The 18158-nt window shown below is 68.0% G+C and carries 20 protein-coding genes and 1 pseudogene; 12 read left to right on the top strand and 9 right to left on the bottom strand.

Going from position 1 to position 18158, the window contains the following annotated elements:
• Positions 1-13: 13 nt before the first annotated feature.
• Entirely contained in the window at positions 14-1198 is a 1185-nt protein-coding gene (locus ASD37_RS18830) for an FAD-dependent oxidoreductase (protein ID WP_082570247.1), read from the bottom strand.
• A 77-nt stretch (positions 1199-1275) separates the two neighbouring features.
• Here ASD37_RS18830 and ASD37_RS18825 point away from each other — a divergent pair, with 77 nt between their 5' ends.
• The 6 genes and pseudogenes from ASD37_RS18825 to ASD37_RS18805 all read left to right on the top strand — a co-directional run bounded on the left by ASD37_RS18825 (position 1276) and on the right by ASD37_RS18805 (position 5579).
• Entirely contained in the window at positions 1276-1470 is a 195-nt protein-coding gene (locus ASD37_RS18825) for a hypothetical protein (RefSeq protein WP_056555467.1), read from the top strand.
• Positions 1471-1587: 117 nt separating this feature from the next.
• A complete protein-coding gene (locus ASD37_RS32730) occupies positions 1588-1680 on the top strand; it encodes an Ms4533A family Cys-rich leader peptide (protein ID WP_369832325.1) in 93 nt (30 codons plus the stop codon).
• Between the two features lie 125 nt (positions 1681-1805).
• Positions 1806-2846, top strand: coding sequence for a sulfate ABC transporter substrate-binding protein (locus ASD37_RS18820; RefSeq protein WP_056554557.1), 1041 nt, complete (start codon positions 1806-1808; stop codon positions 2844-2846).
• A 3-nt stretch (positions 2847-2849) separates the two neighbouring features.
• Positions 2850-3685, top strand: a pseudogene (gene cysT / locus ASD37_RS18815) (sulfate ABC transporter permease subunit CysT).
• Positions 3682-4494: a sulfate ABC transporter permease subunit CysW gene (gene cysW / locus ASD37_RS18810; protein ID WP_056554549.1), complete on the top strand. Its 813-nt coding sequence runs from the start codon at positions 3682-3684 to the stop codon at positions 4492-4494. The pseudogene cysT and the gene cysW overlap by 4 nt, the downstream one beginning before the upstream one ends.
• A gap of 20 nt (positions 4495-4514) precedes the next feature.
• Positions 4515-5579, top strand: a complete 1065-nt coding sequence (locus ASD37_RS18805) for a sulfate/molybdate ABC transporter ATP-binding protein (RefSeq protein ID WP_056554546.1) — start codon at positions 4515-4517, stop codon at positions 5577-5579.
• Here the strand turns inward: ASD37_RS18805 and ASD37_RS18800 are convergent.
• The 3 genes from ASD37_RS18800 to ASD37_RS18790 are packed head-to-tail and all read right to left on the bottom strand — an operon-like array spanning position 5551 to position 9073.
• Complete coding sequence (locus ASD37_RS18800) at positions 5551-6318, bottom strand: hypothetical protein (RefSeq protein WP_235568464.1); 768 nt, start codon at positions 6316-6318, stop codon at positions 5551-5553. The two genes, ASD37_RS18805 and ASD37_RS18800, sit on opposite strands and share 29 nt — an antisense overlap.
• A complete protein-coding gene (locus ASD37_RS18795) occupies positions 6279-7451 on the bottom strand; it encodes a hypothetical protein (RefSeq protein ID WP_056554540.1) in 1173 nt (390 codons plus the stop codon). The genes ASD37_RS18800 and ASD37_RS18795 overlap by 40 nt, the downstream gene beginning before the upstream one ends.
• On the bottom strand, positions 7448-9073 hold the full coding sequence (locus tag ASD37_RS18790) for a S53 family peptidase (protein WP_056554537.1): 1626 nt from the start codon (positions 9071-9073) through the stop codon (positions 7448-7450). The genes ASD37_RS18795 and ASD37_RS18790 overlap by 4 nt, the downstream gene beginning before the upstream one ends.
• Positions 9074-9188: 115 nt before the next feature.
• Between ASD37_RS18790 and ASD37_RS32725 the strand changes: the two genes are divergently transcribed.
• Positions 9189-9509 carry a hypothetical protein gene (locus ASD37_RS32725; RefSeq protein WP_056554534.1) on the top strand — a complete coding sequence of 107 codons (321 nt, stop codon included), beginning with the start codon at positions 9189-9191 and terminating at the stop codon, positions 9507-9509.
• A gap of 167 nt (positions 9510-9676) precedes the next feature.
• Here ASD37_RS32725 and ASD37_RS18780 read toward each other — a convergent pair whose 3' ends face one another.
• The 4 genes from ASD37_RS18780 to ASD37_RS32720 all read right to left on the bottom strand — a co-directional run bounded on the left by ASD37_RS18780 (position 9677) and on the right by ASD37_RS32720 (position 12998).
• The gene (locus ASD37_RS18780) at positions 9677-10402 is read right to left on the bottom strand and encodes a sirohydrochlorin chelatase (protein WP_235568463.1); all 726 of its coding nucleotides are present in this window, start codon (positions 10400-10402) and stop codon (positions 9677-9679) included.
• Positions 10399-11103, bottom strand: a complete 705-nt coding sequence (locus ASD37_RS18775) for a phosphoadenylyl-sulfate reductase (protein WP_056554528.1) — start codon at positions 11101-11103, stop codon at positions 10399-10401. The genes ASD37_RS18780 and ASD37_RS18775 overlap by 4 nt, the downstream gene beginning before the upstream one ends.
• 3 nt (positions 11104-11106) lie before the next feature.
• Positions 11107-12780: a nitrite/sulfite reductase gene (locus ASD37_RS18770; RefSeq protein WP_056554526.1), complete on the bottom strand. Its 1674-nt coding sequence runs from the start codon at positions 12778-12780 to the stop codon at positions 11107-11109.
• Positions 12781-12893: 113 nt separating this feature from the next.
• Positions 12894-12998, bottom strand: a complete 105-nt coding sequence (locus ASD37_RS32720) for an Ms4527A family Cys-rich leader peptide (RefSeq protein ID WP_369334291.1) — start codon at positions 12996-12998, stop codon at positions 12894-12896.
• Between the two features lie 97 nt (positions 12999-13095).
• Here ASD37_RS32720 and hemW point away from each other — a divergent pair, with 97 nt between their 5' ends.
• Positions 13096-14244 (top strand): radical SAM family heme chaperone HemW, encoded by a 1149-nt coding sequence (hemW, locus tag ASD37_RS18765; protein ID WP_082570246.1) that lies wholly within the window; start codon positions 13096-13098, stop codon positions 14242-14244.
• Here hemW and ASD37_RS18760 read toward each other — a convergent pair whose 3' ends face one another.
• The gene (locus ASD37_RS18760) at positions 14245-14559 is read right to left on the bottom strand and encodes a type II toxin-antitoxin system VapB family antitoxin (RefSeq protein ID WP_056554520.1); all 315 of its coding nucleotides are present in this window, start codon (positions 14557-14559) and stop codon (positions 14245-14247) included.
• Between the two features lie 109 nt (positions 14560-14668).
• Here ASD37_RS18760 and hrcA point away from each other — a divergent pair, with 109 nt between their 5' ends.
• The 4 genes from hrcA (at position 14669) to ASD37_RS18740 (ending at position 18031) form a co-directional block, all read left to right on the top strand.
• On the top strand, positions 14669-15700 hold the full coding sequence (gene hrcA / locus ASD37_RS18755) for a heat-inducible transcriptional repressor HrcA (protein ID WP_056554518.1): 1032 nt from the start codon (positions 14669-14671) through the stop codon (positions 15698-15700).
• A gap of 53 nt (positions 15701-15753) precedes the next feature.
• On the top strand, positions 15754-16911 hold the full coding sequence (dnaJ, locus tag ASD37_RS18750) for a molecular chaperone DnaJ (RefSeq protein ID WP_056554515.1): 1158 nt from the start codon (positions 15754-15756) through the stop codon (positions 16909-16911).
• A gap of 10 nt (positions 16912-16921) precedes the next feature.
• Entirely contained in the window at positions 16922-17671 is a 750-nt protein-coding gene (locus tag ASD37_RS18745) for a 16S rRNA (uracil(1498)-N(3))-methyltransferase (RefSeq protein WP_056554513.1), read from the top strand.
• Between the two features lie 84 nt (positions 17672-17755).
• A complete protein-coding gene (locus ASD37_RS18740; protein WP_235568462.1) occupies positions 17756-18031 on the top strand; it encodes a hypothetical protein in 276 nt (91 codons plus the stop codon).
• The last annotated feature ends 127 nt before the right edge of the window (positions 18032-18158 follow it).

Below are 18158 nucleotides of genomic sequence, written 5' to 3'. Positions count from 1 at the left end.
GGGCCTCCGGCGTCTACTCGTGCGGTTCCGGCCGCCTGGCGTAGGCGGGCGCGCGCTCGGGAAGCGGCCCGATCGCCACGGCATATCCGGCGACGCTGCGTAGGAAGGGGACGCGGCTGAGAACGCGGACCGCCAGGGGTGGCGCTGCCGAGTCACCTCCGGACACCGCCACCGCGATGACGCGAGCGTGGATCAGCCGCTGCATGCCCTGGATGAGTGCCGTCGGCACCCACCGCCTGGCCTGGATGCGAGCCAGATCCCTGGTGGGCACGCGACCCGCGCGCAACGGGACGGCCAGCGCGCGCGCCGCCGCGACCGCGTCTGCCACCGCCAGGTTGATGCCGACGCCGCCGACCGGCGACATCGCATGGGCGGCGTCGCCGATCAGCAGCAGGCCGTCGGAGTACCACCTGCGCAGCCGGTTGAGCTGGACGTCGAGCAGTTTGACGTCGTCGAAGGACGTCAGCTCGCCGACGCGATCGGCCAGCGCGGGCACCAACCCGGCGACCGTGCGCTGCAGCGACTCGATGCCCTCGGCGCGCAACTGCGAGTCGGCGCCCTTCGGGATGATGTAGGCGCACTGGTAGTAGTCGCCTCGGTCGATGACGATCATCGCGTGCCCCGACGTCAGCACGCCCTCCAGCCCGGGCGGGTCACCGTCGTTGCGCGGCAGCCGGAACCACCACACGTCCATCGGGGTGCCGAAGGTCCTGGGTTGCAGGCCCATTGCCGCACGAAGCGCCGAGCCCCTGCCGTCGCACGCCACCGTCAGGTCGGCTCGCATCTCGGCGATCTGCCCGTCCGGGCCGCGGTAGCGGACTCCCACCACGCCGACACCGCCCTGGCGAAGGGGCTCGAGGACCTCGGTGTTGCGGAGCAACCGAAACGACGGTTCCTTCTGGGCTGCGGTCGCCAACAATTCGAGGAAGTCCCACTGCGGCACCAGCGCGATGTGCTTGTGCGGTCCAGGGATGCGACTCAGGTCGATGTCGACCGGCACGCCCTGCACCGACATGCCGATGGTCTCGATCACCCGATGGGTGAGTTTCTGGAAGTCGCCACCCAGCCCAAGGTCGTCCAGCAGGCGCAACGTGCTGGCATGCACGGTGTCGCCGCGGAAGTCGCGAAGGAAGTCGGCATGTTTCTCCATGACCGTGACGTCGACGCCGCCGCGGGCCAGCAACAGGGCCAGCATCATGCCCGCCGGACCGCCGCCGGCGATGACACAGGTCGTGGAATGGGGTCCATTCACCCCTTGATCGTAGGGTGGACTCGATGACGGGCATCCTGAGTTGGTGGGACGGGGTCGAACTGTGGCTTTCCGGTCTCGGTTTCGTGGCACAGACGGTGGTGGTGATGCCCGTGGTGCTGCTGTTGGCCTATTCGGTGGCCGTGCTTCTTGACGGAGCGCTTGGCAACGGCATCCGTTTGTTGCAGCGCGCCAAGCACGCCGACGAGGATCCGTCATGACCGGGATGCCTCGCTCCAGGGTCACGTTGGTGCTGGTGGCGCTGCTTGCCCTCGTCGTCGTGATGTGGCTGTTCGCCAGGTAACGACACGTTTACGAGGTCTGTTACGCTTCGCGCCATGCACGCACTGTCCAGCAGCGACGACGGCCATGTCCTGGCCCTCATCGCCGTGGGCAATTGCGCTGTCGCCGATGTGCACTGTTGTCGCTGACCCCCATTCCGTTGCGCGGTTTGGTGTCGGTCGCGGCAGTCTTCATGCCTGAGCGCTGATACGTCTCCTTTCCGTCGTGGCGGGTAACAGAACCCATGAATCGCCGCTCCGAAAGGCCCCACTCCATGCCCGTCTTCACCCCGAAGTCCATTCGGTCGCTGACCGCTGCCGGCGCCCTCGCCGTCACGGCCTCCCTACTCGCCGCGTGCGGTGGAGGCGCGAGCGACGTCGCCGGCGAGTCCGCAGGTCCCGCCGCGGACACCACGCTGACGCTGGTGGCCTACGCCGTTCCCGAGCCAGGCTGGAGCAAGGTCATCCCGGCCTTCGCCGCCACCCCCGAGGGCAAGGGCGTCGCGGTGACGACGTCCTACGGTGCGTCGGGCGACCAGTCGCGCGGCGTCGTCGACGGCAAGCCCGCCGACATCGTCAACTTCTCCGTGGAGCCGGACGTCACCCGGTTGGTCAAGGCCGACAAGGTCGCCAAGGACTGGAACACCGACGCGACCAAGGGCATCCCCTTTGGATCGGTGGTGTCCCTCGTCGTCCGCAAGGGCAACCCCAAGAACATCAAGGACTGGGACGACCTGCTGCAGCCGGGCCTCGAGGTGGTCACCCCGAGCCCGTTGAGTTCCGGCTCGGCCAAGTGGAACCTGTTGGCGCCGTACGCCGCCAAGAGCAACGGCGGCAAGGACTCCGCGGCAGGCCTCGACTTCGTCAACAAGCTCGTCACCGAGCACGTGAAGTCGCGACCCGGCTCCGGTCGCGAGGCCACCGACGTGTTCCTGCAGGGCACCGGCGACGTGCTGATCAGCTATGAGAACGAGGCGATCAACGCCGAGCGGCAGGGCAAGGACATCGAGCACGTCATCCCGCCGCAGACGTTCAAGATCGAGAACCCCGTTGCAGTGGTGACGTCGTCGCAGCACGTGCAGCAGGCCACCGCGCTGAAGAACTTCCTCTACACCCCCGAGGGCCAGAAGCTCTGGGCCGAAGCCGGTTTCCGTCCCGTCGACCCCGCAGTGGCCGCCGACTTCGCCAAAGACTTCCCGACGCCGCAGAAGCTGTGGACCATCGCCGACCTCGGTGGCTGGGGCGACGTCGACCCGGCGTTGTTCGACAAGGACAACGGCTCGATCACCAAGATCTACAAGCAGGCCACCGGATGACCGCTGGGCTCGCGCCGACTCCCGCGGCCCCGGGTCGTCTGCGTCGGGCCAGGGGCACGACGTCGTTGCGCGTTGGCGCGGCGACGTTGTGGCTCAGCGTCATCGTGTTGCTTCCACTGGCGGCGATCCTGTGGCAGTCCGCCGGTGGCGGGTGGGAGCTGTTCTGGTCCGCGGTCAGTTCCAACGCGGCGCTGGCCTCCTACAAGGTGACGTTGACGATCTCCGTCGCCGTCACCCTGCTCAACCTGGTCTTCGGGCTTCTGGTGGCGTGGGTGCTCACGCGTGACGACTTCCCGGGAAAGCGCCTGGTCGACGCCGTGATCGACCTGCCGTTCGCGTTGCCGACGATCGTCGCGAGCCTGGTGATGCTGGCGCTGTACGGCCCGAACAGCCCTGTCGGACTTCATCTTCAACACACCAAGTGGGGTGTCGGCGTCGCGCTGTTGTTCGTGACGCTGCCCTTCGTCGTGCGCTCGGTGCAGCCGGTGCTGCTCGAACTCGACCGTGAGGTGGAGGAGGCCGCGGCGTCACTCGGCGCCAACAACGTCACCATCTTCACGAAGGTCGTTCTGCCTGCGCTGCTTCCGTCGCTCCTCTCGGGCGCCGGTCTGGCCTTCTCCCGAGCGATCGGGGAGTTCGGCTCGGTGGTCCTGATCGGCGGCGCGGTACCCGGTGAGACCGAGGTGTCCTCGCAGTGGATCCGCACGCTGATCGAGAACGACGACCGCACCGGAGCCGCGGCGATCTCCATCGTGCTGCTGGTGGTCTCCTTCCTCGTCCTGTTCGTCCTCCGGGCCGTCGGTTCGAGGGCCGCGAAGCGTGAGGAGCTCGCGCGATGATTCTGTCCAAGACGGCGCGCCTGCTCCTTCGCTACACGGCGCTCGCCTACGTCCTCGTCCTCGTCGTGGTGCCCGTCGGGCTGATCCTGTGGCGCACGTTCACGCCGGGCATCGGCACCTTCTTCGCCTCGATCAGCACGCCCGCTGCGATATCGGCGCTTCAGCTCTCGTTGCTGGTGGTCGCGATCGTGGTCCCGCTCAACGTGGTCTTCGGAGTGCCGACCGCGCTGGTGCTGGCGCGCAACAGGTTTCGCGGCAAGAGTGTGTTGCAGGCCGTCATCGACCTGCCGTTCGCGGTCTCGCCGGTGGTGGTGGGCGTCGCCCTGATCCTGCTGTGGGGGTCGGCTGGCGTGTTGGGGTTCGTCGAGAACGATCTCGGCTTCAAGATCATCTTCGGGCTGCCAGGCATCGTCCTCGCCAGCATCTTCGTCACGCTGCCGTTCGTCATCCGCGAGGTCGAACCCCTCCTGCACGAACTCGGCACCGACCAGGAGGAGGCGGCGTCCACCCTGGGTTCGCAGTGGTGGCAGACGTTTTGGCGCATCACCCTGCCGTCGATCAGGTGGGGTCTGACGTACGGCATCGTGCTGACCATCGCCCGCACCCTCGGCGAATACGGCGCCGTCATCATGGTGTCGTCCAACCTCCCCGGTACCTCCCAAACCCTGACTCTGCTCGTCTCCGACCGGTACAGCCGTGGGCAGGAGTACGGCGCCTACGCCGTCTCGACGCTGCTGATGACCGTCGCGATATTCGTACTGATCATTCAAGTGATCCTCGACGCCCGGCGTGCCCGGGCCGTGAAATAGGCTTCCGGGTAGGAGATCCCATGAGTTCCGATCAGCACAACGCCATCACCGTGCGCGGCGCCAACAAGCGCTACGGCGACTTCGTCGCCCTCGACAACATCGACTTCGACGTCCCAGAGGGATCGCTGACCGCCCTGCTGGGCCCCAGCGGTTCCGGAAAGTCGACCCTGCTGCGCGCGATCGCGGGTCTGGACCAGCCGGACACCGGCACCATCACCATCAAGGGGCGCGACGTCACCGGGGTGCCGCCGCAGCGGCGTGGCATCGGGTTCGTCTTCCAGCACTACGCGGCGTTCAAGCACCTCACCGTGCGCGACAACGTGGCGTTCGGTCCGAAGATCCGCAAGATGCCGAAGGCCGAGATCAAGGACAAGGTCGACAACCTCCTCGAGATCGTCGGGCTCGCCGGGTTCCACAGTCGCTACCCCAGCCAGCTCTCCGGTGGCCAACGCCAACGCATGGCGCTGGCCCGAGCCCTTGCCGTCGACCCCGAGGTGCTGCTGCTCGACGAACCCTTCGGGGCGTTGGACGCCAAGGTGCGCGAGGACCTCCGCGCATGGTTGCGCAGGCTGCACGACGAGGTGCACGTCACCACCGTGCTGGTGACCCACGATCAGGCCGAGGCGCTCGACGTGGCGGACCGCATCGCCGTGCTCAACAAGGGCCGCATCGAGCAGATCGGCACTCCCACAGAGGTTTACGACAGCCCCGTCAACGGCTTCGTCATGTCGTTCCTCGGTGCCGTGTCATCGCTGAACGGCACGCTGGTGCGTCCCCACGACATCCGAGTGGGCCGCAACCCCGACATGGCGCTCGCGCAGACCGACGGCAACGTCTCGTCCACCGGGGTCATCCGTGCCGTGATCAATCGAATCGTGTGGCTGGGCTTCGAGGTTCGCGTCGAGCTCACCAGCGCGGCGGACAACTCGTCGTTCACCGCGCAGATCACCCGCGGTGACGCCGAGGCGCTCGGTTTGAAGGAGGGTGACACGGTCTACGTGCGGGCGACCCGGGTTCCCCCGGTGCCCGGTGGCACCGAGCTGCCCGCCGCCGACCTCAGCGCGGCGGGTCTCCCCGCCACGTAAAGCTGTTGACGTACTTCGCCATGTCCAAGGCGAGGAAGAAGTTCGCCCCAGACGGGTGGCCCGAGCCGAACTCGGGGCTGAACTCTCGGAACGGGCCCGCCGCCGCGGCGATCAACGCGTAGTCGTTCTTCACCCCGACCATGATGAGCACCCGGTTGCGGTCGTCGTCGCCAATCGCGTCGGCGGGGTAGTCGTCGGCGACCTCGCCGTACCCGAGTTGGTATCCGACGAAGGCGTTGGGGATCTCGTAGTCGAACGTCGCGTCCGGATAGTGCTCCCGCAGCATGTCGTCCGCGATCTGTCGCGGCGTCTGCCCGTTGGCGGGCTGGCCGAAGAGTCGCAGGGTGCCCCCGTCGCCGGCGAGCAGGTCCAGCACCACCCCGTTCGGTTCGAAGGTGGCGTCGTACGCCGTTTCCGGACCCGGGTAGGAGACCGAGAACTCACCGTCGTCTGAGGTGAACCGCGGATTGGTGGACACCGGCTTGCTGATCGGGGGAGTGCCGCAGTCTGGCGGGCACACGACAAGGGCCTCAGCGGGTTTCAGCCAGACCGACAGGGCGACCGACCCCGCGGTGACCAGGAGGACGACGACCGCCACGATCAGCAGCAGCCGGGTCGGCGACGTCGACCGCGCCGGCGCGGCGGTGTAGCTGGCGTCGGGGACGGAGTAGCCCGGCCAGGCCTTCGGGGGCGCCGACGTCACGGGCTCACCGGCACGGGCCGATGGGACCGCCGCCACGCGCGGGACGTTCTCGAGGTGGCCTGGCCCGCGAGCCCGCAGCGAGGGCAGAACGGCAGATCCGCGACGACGTGCTCGCACTCGGGGCACAGCACCACGTCGTCGGGTTGGGCGTCTTCGGATTGGGCGTGCAGCAAGGTGGAATGCACGACGATCCGAAGGACGTAGAGCGCCACCACCGTGAGGACTGCGTAGACGGCGGTCTCGAGGTTGCTCGGCGGAGAGATGAAGTCCAGCACGCCAAGACCCAAATAGGCGACCAGCCCGAACGCAATCGCCGGTACCGGCGAGGTCAGCGCGAACCACCGCGGCGCGTGTCCGGTGTCGCGCCGGGGCACGAACCACAGGGTGGCACCGACCGCGCCCCCGACCGCCGCAGCCGTCAGCGGCACCGCGACGGCCTGGATCAAGCCGCCGACCACCAGGTCGGCGGCGGATTGACCGTCGGGGTCGACGGGGCCGCTGGCGAGCTCCGGCAGCAACGCCGTCATGCTTCCCGCTGTCACGAAGCAGATCGCCCCGAAGGCCCCAATCGTCATGCCCACCAACGGCTCTCGGAGACCCCGGCGCCAGGCCCGCACGACGAGCAACGGGGCAAGCAGCAGGATCAGGAAGCCCACCGGAATCCCGAGGCAGGTGAGCAGGAGGTCGAGCGTACTTGCGGGCAGGCCGAGTGCGTCGTCGTCCACGCGCGCCGCCGCCAGGTCGGTCGCGATGCTCCAGCCGACGCCACCCGCGACGCCGAGCAGGGCGGTCACCACCAGCGTGCTCGTCGACGGGTCCTTGCCGGCGTCGGCCGCCCTGAGGTAGGCCACGAACAGCGCGGGCAGACCGATGCCGACGACCCCGATCAGTGCGGCCTGCCACAGCGGCAGCGCCGTGCCCACCAACAACACGACGACCCCGACGAGGCCGACGCCGAATGCCACCCTCGAATGCCTTGGCAGATAGGGGAAGAGCGTGCTGATCACCGACGGGCGCAGAACGTGCTCGCCCGGTGCCGCCGCGTAGGCCGACAGCCGGAGCCACGGCGGTCCGTCCCCGCGTCGAGGCGATGCCGTCGCCCCGCAGTTGCCGCAGAATTCGCCCGTCGGGACGATGACGGCGCAGATGCGACACGTCATCGTCGTCATCGAGGCGCCATCCCCTTCTGGATGTCGAGGAAGTCGCGGGCGAGCTGTGCGACGTTGGGACTGCCAAGCCCGGTCGCGAGGTCGTAGCCGGGAACCGCGACGTCGACCGCGCTGCCGCCGAGCGTGACGTCGCGAAAGCCCGGGGCGTTCGCGCCCGCGGCCACCCGGTACAGCAGCGGGTTGACGTCACCCAGTCGCTGCCCGCCGTTGGCCAGCAGGTACTGGTTCATCAGCGCGGTGAGACCGGCCCACACCGGGGCCGCCTGCGAGGTGCCGGCACCGACGAGGTCCTGCTGGTCGAACCGGATCCGGATGCCCGTGAACGGATCGGCGAGCGCGGACACGTCGGGTGTCAGCCGCCGCTGCTTCTTGCCGGAATCCCGCTCGACGGAGAGCCTGCGCTGCCACACGGGCCTCGGAAAGAGCTTGGACACACCACCACTGGTGCCCTGGGACAGGGGAGAGTCGATCCACGCCTGTTCGGCCAGCCACTGGCCGTCCTTGTCGGTGGACAACGTGGTGCCACCCACCGATGTCATTCCGGGCAGCGACGAAATCGCGTCCAGCCCAACGTCGTCGGGGCCTGGTGGGGACGACCAGTTCTCGCCGCCCTTGCATTCGAGCCCCCCGGTGTCGCCGCTGGCGTCGAAGGCCGAGGTGCCGTTGCGGTGGGCGCGTTCCAATGCCGACTGGACGGGCTTGAGGTCCGTTGCGGTGATCAGCGCGTCACAACCCCACCCGATGGACAAGCTCCACACGGCGCCGGGGAACTGCTTGTCGGTCGCGTCGAACATCTCCGCGATGCGTTCGTAGGTGCGGCCGCCCTCCAGCGTGGGACGGGCGTTGACGACGACCATCCGCGCGTCGGGCGCAATCGCATGTGCCACTTCGAGATCCATCACGGTCTCGGCGCGTGACTCGCTGGGCTGGCCGCCGACGAGGACCGGCTTCAGTGGCGGAAGCCCCGACATCTCCGCGAAGTCGTCGAGGTCGCCCTGGTCGTAACCGCTGAAGGCGAAGAAGACGATGGTCTGTCCCTTGCCCGTAATGCCGGCCTCGGTAAGGGGATTCGCGTTGTAGGCGGTCAGCAGCGCGGTCGGCGTCAGCCCTTGGCCGGGAACGTCGAGCGGAATGTGGTCGGGACGCGCTTCGCGGTGCGGCGTGTATCCGAGGATTCGGCCGAGGTCGCTGACCGTGTTGCGAACGGCCGCAGGCACTTCGGGCTGCTGGGGCGAGGCGTAGAAGACCTGCCCCTGCATGCCGCGGTAGTCGTGGACGGGAACGTCGAATGCCTCGGCCACGACGGGCGGAGCGCCCTCGACGATGGCCCAGTCCTCGCCCGGCTGCCAACGGACGTCGAGTCCCTTGGTCTCGGCCCACCGAAGCAGCGGGTCGGGGCGGGTCTGGTCGCGAAGGCCGACGGTGAGTTGAGCGTGGTCCAGTTGGGACGGACCGAGATCGGTGGAACTCGCCAGGAGGTTCGCATACGGCCCGGCGATGGTCACAGCCGGTGACGGCGGCGGATCGGATTGGTGAGCCGAGATCAGCACGGCCACTCCGGCTACCAACGACGTGGCCAGCGAGCACCCGACCACACGCACGGTTGTACGTCGATCGAACATCAGGGACTCCCGGTCACCGAGAACAAATCTGCAGGGACGCCACCAGGTGACGTCCCTGCAGAATGTCGAATCAACCTCGAACGACCGGAGTTAGGAACTACTGCCGCTGCGATGGGTGCCGGGCTCGCCCGTAGGAGCCGGCGGTGCCTTCACCGGCGGAGAGAAGCTGTTGGCCCCACCGGGGGTCAGGCTCTTCTCCGTCGGGGTGACTGACGGCGCGGTGGTCGTCGTCGTCGTGCTGCTGGGTGCGGGCGTCTCGCTGCTGCTGGAGCAAGCGGTCAGTGCACCCATCGTGATGATCGCACCGCCACCGATGACCAACGCCAGGCGACGAGTGAAACGATCTGTATTCATGTTCTATCCCAATCCAATCCCCGAATTGCGATCCGACGACCGTTTGCGGGTCGAAGGCGGCTGGACGCCGTCGTCAATATAATGCCACGAGTTGAGCAAATCGCGCACGAATCGCCGAGTCGGTGCAGGCCACTGCTCATCACCTGGGCAGCAGACGAGGCGCCGCTCAGGTGGGGAAGACGGCAAACCGGAGTTTGCGGCTGGCAACTTGACGCCACATCGGGCTCGTCGGAAGGACGCGTTGCCCGTTCACGCGGCGGCGCGCGCGAAGCAAACCTCGTCGTACCGGTCGAGCAGTGTGGCGGCCACCAGGTTGTGCGAACCGAGCGGCTCTGCCATCGGGACACCGAGTTCGGCAGCTGACGCCGCGACCCGGTCGGTGATGCGGCCGTGAGCCAGGAACCACGGTGCGACGACGAGGCGTCGTGCGCCGCGACTCCGAAGGCGGATCGCGGCCTCGGCGACAGTCGGGTGCGGGCCGGTGGCGAACGCCACCTCGACCCCGGCCCACCGCGTTCTCGAACAGAGGGCAGCGGCCAACGTCGACGTGCGCGCGTTGGCGGCGTCGTTCGAGGTGCCGACCGCCACCACGACGACACCCACGTCGCGGCCGTCGGCCGGGGCACCCGCGGCGGCCAGGCGCTGCCCGAGCAACGTGATGAGCGCCGGGTCTTCGCCGAGCGCCTCGGCCACCCGAACCTCGGCGCCGGACTGCTCGATCACGGCGGGCAGATCGACCCTGGCGTGATGTGCGCTGGCCAGCAGCATCGGAACCACGACTGCCGATTCGCCGCGGCGGGCGAGATCGGTGAGCACGTCGCCGACGAATGGCGCCGACGTCTCGAGAAACGCCGCCCGAACCTCGAGTCCGGGGCGCAACCGGCGAATCCTCCCGGCCAGTGCCTGTGCCACCTGCGGCGAACGCGGATCCGCGCTGCCGTGGGCTGCCAGGATCAGGGCGGGGTTAGCCGTCACGAGGCGTGCAGCCCGCACTCCGTCTTCGTCTGACCGGCCCAGCGACCACTGCGCGGATCTGCACCCTCGACGGGCTTCGCCGTGCACGGTGCGCACCCGATGGACGGGTAGCCCTCGAAGACGAGTGGGTTGACCAGGATGTCGTTGGCGTCGATGTAGGCCTGCATCTCGTCGTCGGACCACGCCGCGATCGGATTGATCTTCACCAACCCAAAGGCCTTGTCGTAGCTGATGAACGGTGCGTTGGCGCGGGTCGGAGCCTCGACCCGCCGAATGCCGGTGACCCAGGCCGAGTAACCCTTCAGTGCCTTGCCGAGCGGCTCCACCTTGCGCATCCGGCAGCACGCCGCCGGGTCACTGGCAAACAGGTCCTTGCCGAGAAGCTCGTCCTGCTCGGCGACGCTGCGCTCCGGTGTGACGTTGACCACATTGATCCCGTAGACGGCCTCGACGGCGTCCCTGGTCCCGATGGTCTCCGCGAAGTGGTAGCCGGTGTCGAGGAACAACACGTCGACGCCCGGGCGCACCTTGGCTGCCATCGCCACCAGCACGGCGTCCTGCATGTTCGAGGCGACGACGTATTCACCGCCGAAGTTCTCGTCCGTCCACGCCAGAAGTTCTTCGGCGCTGGCGCCGTCGAGTTCGGCTGCACCGCGCTCGGCGATTGCGATCAGGTTGCTTTCGGTCATCACGTCGGTCATCGACTACCTCAAATCCGCTTCGTCGGCCCGTACGGCCCACGTTGCAAAACGCTCGCCGTCCTCCCTTTGTTTCACGAAGTTGCGGACGACCCGTTCGATGTAGTCGCCCAGCTCCGTGCTGGTCACCTTGTGCTGGCGTAGCTTGCGGCCGAACGCGCTGTCCAGGCCGAGGCTGCCGCCCAGGTGAACCTGGAAACCCTCTTCTGGGCCGTTGCCGTCGTCGACCATCTGGCCCTTGAAGCCGATGTCCGCGATCTGGATGCGGGCGCACGAGTTGGGGCAGCCGTTGATGTTGATCGTCACGGGGACGTCGAGCTGTGCGTTGATGTCCTCCAGCCGCGCCTCGAGCTCGGGGGCCAACTGCTGTGAGCGGCTACGCGTCTCGGCGAACGACAGCTTGCAGAACTCGATTCCGGTGCAGGCCATCAGGTTTCGCCGCCAGTGCGACGGCTTCGACGGCAGCCCAAGCGCATCCAACCCGTCGCGGAGCGCGTCGAGCTTGTCGTCGGCAACGTCGAGGATGACCAGCTTCTGATAGGGCGTGAACCGGATGCGATCCGAACCGGCGGCCTCGGCGAGGTCGGCGACCTTGGTCAGGATGGTGCCCGACACGCGTCCCGCGATCGGGGCGACGCCGACGGCGTTGAGCCCGTTCTTGAGGCGCTGCACGCCGACGTGGTCGATCGGTCGGGGCACCGGCGTCGGCGCAGGCCCGTCAATCAGGGGGCGCTTGAGGTACTCGGTCTCGAGGACTTCCCTGAACTTCGGGATGCCCCAGTCCTTGATCAGGAACTTCAGCCGGGCCTTGGCACGCAGGCGGCGGTAGCCGTAGTCGCGGAACACGCTGACGACGCCTTCCCAGACGTCGGGAACCTCGTCGAGCGGCACCCAGGCACCGACCCGCTGGCCGAGCATCGGGTTGGTCGACAATCCGCCGCCGACCCACAGGTCGAAGCCCGGACCGTGCTCGGGGTGGACGACGCCGACGAACGCGACGTCGTTGATCTCGTGCACGACGTCCTGAAGGCCCGAGATCGCCGTCTTGAACTTGCGCGGCAGGTTGGAGTACTCGGGCTTGCCGATGTACCGCTTGGTGATCTCGTGGATCGCGGGGGTGCCGTCGATGACCTCGTCGAGTGACTCACCTGCCAGCGGCGAGCCGAGCACGACGCGCGGGCAGTCGCCGCACGCCTCGGTGGTCTGAAGGCCGACCTCGTCGAGCCGACGCCAGATCTCCGGCATGTCCTCGACCCGGATCCAGTGGTACTGGACGTTCTGTCGATCGGAGAGGTCGGCGGTGTCGCGGGCGAACTCGGTGGAGATGCCGCCGAGGGTGCGCAGTGCCGCCGCCGTGAGGGCGCCGCCGTCGGACCGGACCCGCAGCATGAAGAACTCGTCTTCGAGCATGTCGGTGTTGTCGTCACCGGTCCAGGTGCCGTCATACCCGGGCTTGCGCTGCGTGTAGAGCCCCCACCAGCGGAATCGTCCGCGCAGGTCGCCCTTGTCGATGCTCTCGAAGCCGCCCTTGGCGTAGATGCTCTCGATGCGAGCGCGGACGTTGAGCGGGTTGTCGTCCTTCTTGGCCTGCTCGTTGGCGTTGAGTGGCTCAAGGTGTCCGAGCGCCCACTGGCCGTCATTCTTGGGTGGCTTGGCGGGCTTGGCGTCGGCCTGGGTCATGTGATGGTCCCTCTCGAGGGAGCCAGCGTAGGAATCGTGCGTCGTCACCGGTGGCTGTCCGGCGGCGCAGATCCGGCGGCCAGCTGAAGTTACAGGTGGACAGGTCTACGGCGTCAAGGCAGACAGCAACAGGTGCATACGCGCTTGAAGTCGACATGCCGCCGGACCACCAGCGGAACGCCGGTGGTCGAGGTCTGGGCAGCAGTCACGCCTGACATTCTGCCACGAAGAGCGGTATTGAATACAACCGGTCAAATCTTGCGCTCACCACGAGCAAAAATCGGCTCTGGAACCATGCTCTGGAACACTGGAGCCATGAACGGACCCCATGCTCGGCCGTTCGGCGTCTACGTCCACGTTCCGTTCTGCGCGACCCGTTGCGGCTACTGCGACTTCAACACCTACACACCCGCCGAACTGGGTGGCGCGAACCCCGACGGCTGGCTCCAGGCGATGAAGGTCGAACTGGAGTTGGCGGCGGAGTCGCTGGCGGTGCGGGGCGCCGTCCCCGAGGTGGCGACGGTGTTCGTCGGCGGCGGCACCCCGACGATGCTCGGCGGCGAGCGACTCGCCGCGGTGCTGGATGCAGTTCGCGCCAACTTCACCCTCGCCGCAGGCGCCGAGGTCACGACCGAGGCCAACCCGGAATCGACGACGCCGGAACTGCTTGCGCGCCTTCGCGATGCCGGCTTCACCCGGCTGTCGCTCGGCATGCAGTCGACGGCCCCACACGTACTCGCCGTACTGGACCGGGTGCACTCGCCCGGCCGTGCGTTGACCGCCGCCGCCGATGCTCGCGCGGCGGGTTTCGAACACGTCAACTTGGATCTGATCTACGGCACCCCGGGGGAGAGCGACGACGACTTGGCCCGTTCGGTCGACGCGGCGATCGGGGCCGGCGTCGACCACGTCTCGGCGTACGCGCTGGTGGTCGAGGAGGGCACCGCGCTGGCGCGTCGGGTACGCCGCGGTGAGCTGCCCGCACCGGACGACGACGTCCTCGCCACGCGCTACGAACTTCTCGATGCGCGCCTGTCGGCGGCGGGCTTCGACTGGTACGAGGTGTCCAACTGGAGCCTGCCGGGCGGCGAGTGCCGCCACAATCTCGGCTACTGGGACGGCGGCGAGTGGTGGGGAGCGGGGCCGGGTGCGCACGGCTACACCGACGGTGCGCGGTGGTGGAACGTCAAGCACCCCAACGCCTATGCCGACAAGCTCGCCCGTCGGGAACTGCCGGTGGGTGGGCGTGAGGAATTGAGCGCCAGCGAGCGGCACACCGAGGACGTGATGCTGACGGTTCGGCTGCGCGACGGGCTTCCGGTGACGTTGCTCGACGCGGGGGAGCGGTCGCGGGCCGACGAATTGTGTCGGACGGGGCTGCTGCTCGACCGGGGCGAGGCCATGGTGCTGACCGATCGCGGCAGGCTGCTGGCCGACGCGGTGGTGCGGGAACTGCTGGCGTAGCTAGGTCTGCTGATCCAGCGGAAGGTCCATGTCGTAGACCCGCGCGTGCAGTACGGGCCTGTTCCGCAGCGCCGCCCGGACGGCTTGGTGCACGCCGTCTTCGAGATAGATGACGCCCTCCCAGCGCACGGCGTGCGGGAAGAGATCGCCGTAGAACGTGGAATCCTCCGACAGCAGCCGGTCCAGTTCCAGCACCGTCGTGGTGGTCACCAACTCGTCGAGGCGAATCTGCCGCGGCGGTATCTGAGCCCACTGCCGATAGGTCAGGCTGTGCTCCGGATACGGCTTGCCGTCACGGACGCCCTTGAAGATCATCGGCCGGTCCTGGAGAGCATGTGTCGAGGCTAACCGCCCCCTCCGCATGGCGCCGCGGCGCGTCGGCGCTGCTGGCCGACGTAAAATGACGACGACTAGGAGGTGAACCATGGGTACTGCCGATGACCGCCGCTTCGAAGTGTTGCGCGCCATCGTCGCCGACTTCGTTTCCACGAAGGAGCCGATCGGATCCAAGAGCCTCGTCGAACGCCACAATCTCGGCGTGTCGAGTGCCACCGTGCGCAACGACATGGCCGTCCTGGAGGCCGAGGGGTACATCGCCCAACCGCACACCAGCTCGGGCCGGGTGCCCACCGAGAAGGGATACCGCGAGTTCGTCGACCGCCTCGACGACGTCAAGCCGATGTCGTCGGCGGAGCGCCGCGCCATCCTCACGTTCCTGGAGTCCGGCGTCGACCTCGACGACGTCCTGCGTCGGGCCGTCAAACTGCTCGCCCAGCTGACCCGGCAGGTCGCGATCGTTCAGTACCCGACCCTGTCGACGTCGACGGTCCGCCACCTCGAAGTCGTCGCGCTGACGCCGGCCCGGCTCCTTCTGGTCGTCATCACCGACTCGGGCCGCGTCGACCAGCGGATCGTGGAACTCGGCGACGCCATCGACGACGTGCAGCTCTCCGCACTGCGGGAGCGACTGGGCCAGGCGCTGGAGGGCAAGCCGATCACCACCGCGTCGGTTGCCGTCTCGGATCTGGCGTCGCAGCTCGTCGGCCACGGCGTCCTCGGCGACGCGGTCGGTCGGGCGGCGACGGTGCTGGTCGAAACCCTCGTCGAGCACTCCGAGGAGCGTTTGCTGCTCGGCGGCACGGCCAACCTCACGCGAAACACCGCCGACTTTGGCGGATCCCTGCGCTCGGTGCTCGAGGCACTGGAGGAGCAGGTGGTGGTGCTGCGATTGCTGGCCGCCCAGGAGGAGGCCGGTAAGGTGACGGTGCGCATCGGACACGAGACCGCGGCCGAGCAGATGGCTGGAACGTCCGTGGTGAGTACCACGTACGGCAGCTCGGGCAAGGTCTTCGGTGGGATGGGTGTGGTGGGTCCCACTCGGATGGACTATCCGGGAACCATCTCCAACGTCGCCGCGGTTGCTCTGTACATAGGTGAAGTCCTGGGTGCCCGCTAAGGGCTCTGGGACAGACGGCAACTGCAGCTTCACGAAGCGAAGAAGGGTTTGGCGTGGCACGCGATTATTACGGCCTGCTCGGGGTGAGCAAGGGCGCGAACGACTCGGAGATCAAGCGTGCGTACCGCAAGCTTGCGCGCGAGTTGCATCCCGACGTCAACCCCGATGAGGCCGCGCAAGCGCAGTTCAGGGAGATCGGCGTCGCCTACGAGGTGCTGAGCGACCCCGAGAAGCGGCGCATCGTCGACCTCGGTGGCGATCCCATGGAGAGCGCGGGCGCGGGCAACGGCTTCGGCAACGGGTTCTCCGGCGCCGGCTTCGGTGGGCTCGGCGACGTCTTCGAGGCGTTCTTCGGCGGTGGCGGCGGAGGTCGCGGACCGGTCGGCCGGGTGCGCCCGGGATCCGACTCGCTGCTGAGGATGCGGCTGGACCTGTCGGAGTGCGCGACGGGCGTCACCAAGCACGTCACCGTGGACACCGCCATCCTGTGCGACGTGTGCCACGGCAAGGGCACCCACGGTGACTCCAAGCCGGAGACCTGCGACACCTGCCACGGCCAGGGCGAAGTGCAGTCCGTGCAGCGCTCCCTGCTTGGTCAGGTCATGACGTCCCGTCCGTGCCCCGTGTGCGCGGGCGTCGGCGAGGTCATCCCCGACCCCTGTCACCGCTGCGGCGGCGACGGCCGCGTGCGGGCGAGGCGCGACATCGCCGTGAAGATCCCACCCGGCGTCGGCGACGGCATGCGGGTCAGGCTGGCCGCTCAGGGTGAAGTCGGCCCAGGCGGCGGACCCGCGGGTGACCTGCACGTCGAGGTCCACGAGGCGCCGCACGACGTCTTCATTCGCGACGGTGACGACCTGCACTTCAGCGTGTCCGTACCGATGGTCGACGCGGCTTTGGGCACCACGGTCACCGTCGAGGCGATACTCGACGGCGACACCGACATCGTCGTCGCACCAGGCACTCAGCCAGGAGCCGTCACGACACTGCGCGGCCGCGGCATGCCCAACGTGCGGTCCGGGGTCCGCGGAAACCTGCACGCCCACGTCGACGTGCTGGTGCCGACGCGCCTCGACCATCAGGACACCGAGCTGCTCCAGAAGCTCAAGGAGCACCGGGTTCGCGACGTGGCCGAGGTGAAGTCGACGCAGGCGGCACCCGCAGGTGGCGGGCTCTTCAGCCGGCTGCGCGAGACATTCACCGGTCGATAGCGCAAGCGCCGTGAGTCGCGCGCTGTTCTACGTCGACGCGGTACCCGAGGTCGGTGGCGTCGTCGTGGTCGACGGCGACGAGGGCTTTCATGCCGCGTCGGTGCGGCGCATCCGGGTCGGGGAAGAACTCGACCTCGGCGACGGCGCCGGCACGGTCGCGCACGTGGTCGTCGACGGCGTCGGGAAGGGCAGCCTGACGACCCGCGTGTTGAGCAGGCGCGTCGTCGCGCCGTCGTCTCCGGGGGTCACGGTCGTGCAGGCGCTGCCGAAGTCCGACCGCTCCGAATTGGCCGTCGAATTGGCCACCGAGGCCGGTGCCGACGCCTTCGTGGCCTGGCAGTCCGACCGCTGTGTGGCCCGCTGGGACGGGTCCGCAAAGGTGGAGAAGGGGCTTCGGCGCTGGCAGGCGGTGGCCAAGTCCGCGGCCAGGCAGTCGCGCCGCCCCCACGTCCCGCCGGTGACGTCGCTGATGTCGACCAAGGAACTCGCCGCCCACGTGCGCTCGGTCGCGGACTCCACGTCGGTGCTGGTGTTGCACGAGTCCGCCACCGTCCCGTTGGCGGCGATGGGGCTCGGCGAGGCCGGCTCGCTGATGTTGCTGATCGGTCCCGAAGGCGGCATTGGCGACGACGAACTGCGGGTGTTGACCGATGCCGGAGCGACCGCCGTCCGGTTGGGCCCGAGTGTGCTGCGGACCACATCGGCGGCCGCAGTGGCGCTTGGCGCACTCGGCGTTCTGACGCCGCGCTGGCATATGTGACCTTGATCTCCGGCTTTCACCCAACATTTCGCGCAGCCGGAATTAAACGTCTGATCAGTGCGTTCGTGCAAGCAGACCGGTTGGATGGCTCCACCGCCGGTCGACGCAACCACAGAGGGCACGAAAGAAGAAATGAAGAACACAAAGAAGATCGGACTTGCCACCCTCGTTGCCAGCGCATTTGCTGCGGGCATTCTTGGGGTAGCGGCTCCGATGCAAGCGACCGCATCCGCCGAAACACTGCCGGTGCTGGAAATGCCGGGATACTCGGCGGGTGTCGACCACGACCGGAGGGTCAAGTCGGTGCTTCCGGCGGTCAACATCGCACACGCCGACAACACCGTGCAGCAGAGCCGCTGACACGGCACCACCTCGACGAAGGGGCACCCGGCAGGGGTGCCCCTTCTTCTTTGGGTCGATGTGGTGACCAGCGGTAAGCTCTTCACAGCAGACAACCACAGCCCTGAGCACGGAAAGCAGGCACAGA

This window comes from Mycobacterium sp. Root135, assembly GCF_001426545.1.
Classification (GTDB): domain Bacteria; phylum Actinomycetota; class Actinomycetes; order Mycobacteriales; family Mycobacteriaceae; genus Mycobacterium.
This window is presented reverse-complemented; position numbering and strand designations above follow the sequence as displayed.

Excerpts from the sequence above, each read along its gene's own strand:
- ASD37_RS18775 (WP_056554528.1), bottom strand. The coding sequence starts at position 11,103 with ATGACCGACGTGATGACCGAAAGCAACCTGATCGCAATCGCCGAGCGC.
- cysW (WP_056554549.1), top strand. The coding sequence starts at position 3,682 with ATGATTCTGTCCAAGACGGCGCGCCTGCTCCTTCGCTACACGGCGCTC.
- ASD37_RS18825 (WP_056555467.1), top strand. The coding sequence starts at position 1,276 with ATGACGGGCATCCTGAGTTGGTGGGACGGGGTCGAACTGTGGCTTTCC.
- ASD37_RS18805 (WP_056554546.1), top strand. The coding sequence starts at position 4,515 with ATGAGTTCCGATCAGCACAACGCCATCACCGTGCGCGGCGCCAACAAG.
- ASD37_RS18820 (WP_056554557.1), top strand. The coding sequence starts at position 1,806 with ATGCCCGTCTTCACCCCGAAGTCCATTCGGTCGCTGACCGCTGCCGGC.
- ASD37_RS18770 (WP_056554526.1), bottom strand. The coding sequence starts at position 12,780 with ATGACCCAGGCCGACGCCAAGCCCGCCAAGCCACCCAAGAATGACGGC.
- ASD37_RS32730 (WP_369832325.1), top strand. The coding sequence starts at position 1,588 with ATGCACGCACTGTCCAGCAGCGACGACGGCCATGTCCTGGCCCTCATC.
- ASD37_RS18790 (WP_056554537.1), bottom strand. The coding sequence starts at position 9,073 with ATGTTCGATCGACGTACAACCGTGCGTGTGGTCGGGTGCTCGCTGGCC.
- ASD37_RS18740 (WP_235568462.1), top strand. The coding sequence starts at position 17,756 with ATGGCTCCACCGCCGGTCGACGCAACCACAGAGGGCACGAAAGAAGAA.
- ASD37_RS18795 (WP_056554540.1), bottom strand. The coding sequence starts at position 7,451 with ATGACGACGATGACGTGTCGCATCTGCGCCGTCATCGTCCCGACGGGC.
- hrcA (WP_056554518.1), top strand. The coding sequence starts at position 14,669 with ATGGGTACTGCCGATGACCGCCGCTTCGAAGTGTTGCGCGCCATCGTC.
- ASD37_RS32720 (WP_369334291.1), bottom strand. The coding sequence starts at position 12,998 with ATGTCAGGCGTGACTGCTGCCCAGACCTCGACCACCGGCGTTCCGCTG.
- hemW (WP_082570246.1), top strand. The coding sequence starts at position 13,096 with ATGAACGGACCCCATGCTCGGCCGTTCGGCGTCTACGTCCACGTTCCG.
- ASD37_RS18760 (WP_056554520.1), bottom strand. The coding sequence starts at position 14,559 with ATGATCTTCAAGGGCGTCCGTGACGGCAAGCCGTATCCGGAGCACAGC.
- ASD37_RS18830 (WP_082570247.1), bottom strand. The coding sequence starts at position 1,198 with ATGATGCTGGCCCTGTTGCTGGCCCGCGGCGGCGTCGACGTCACGGTC.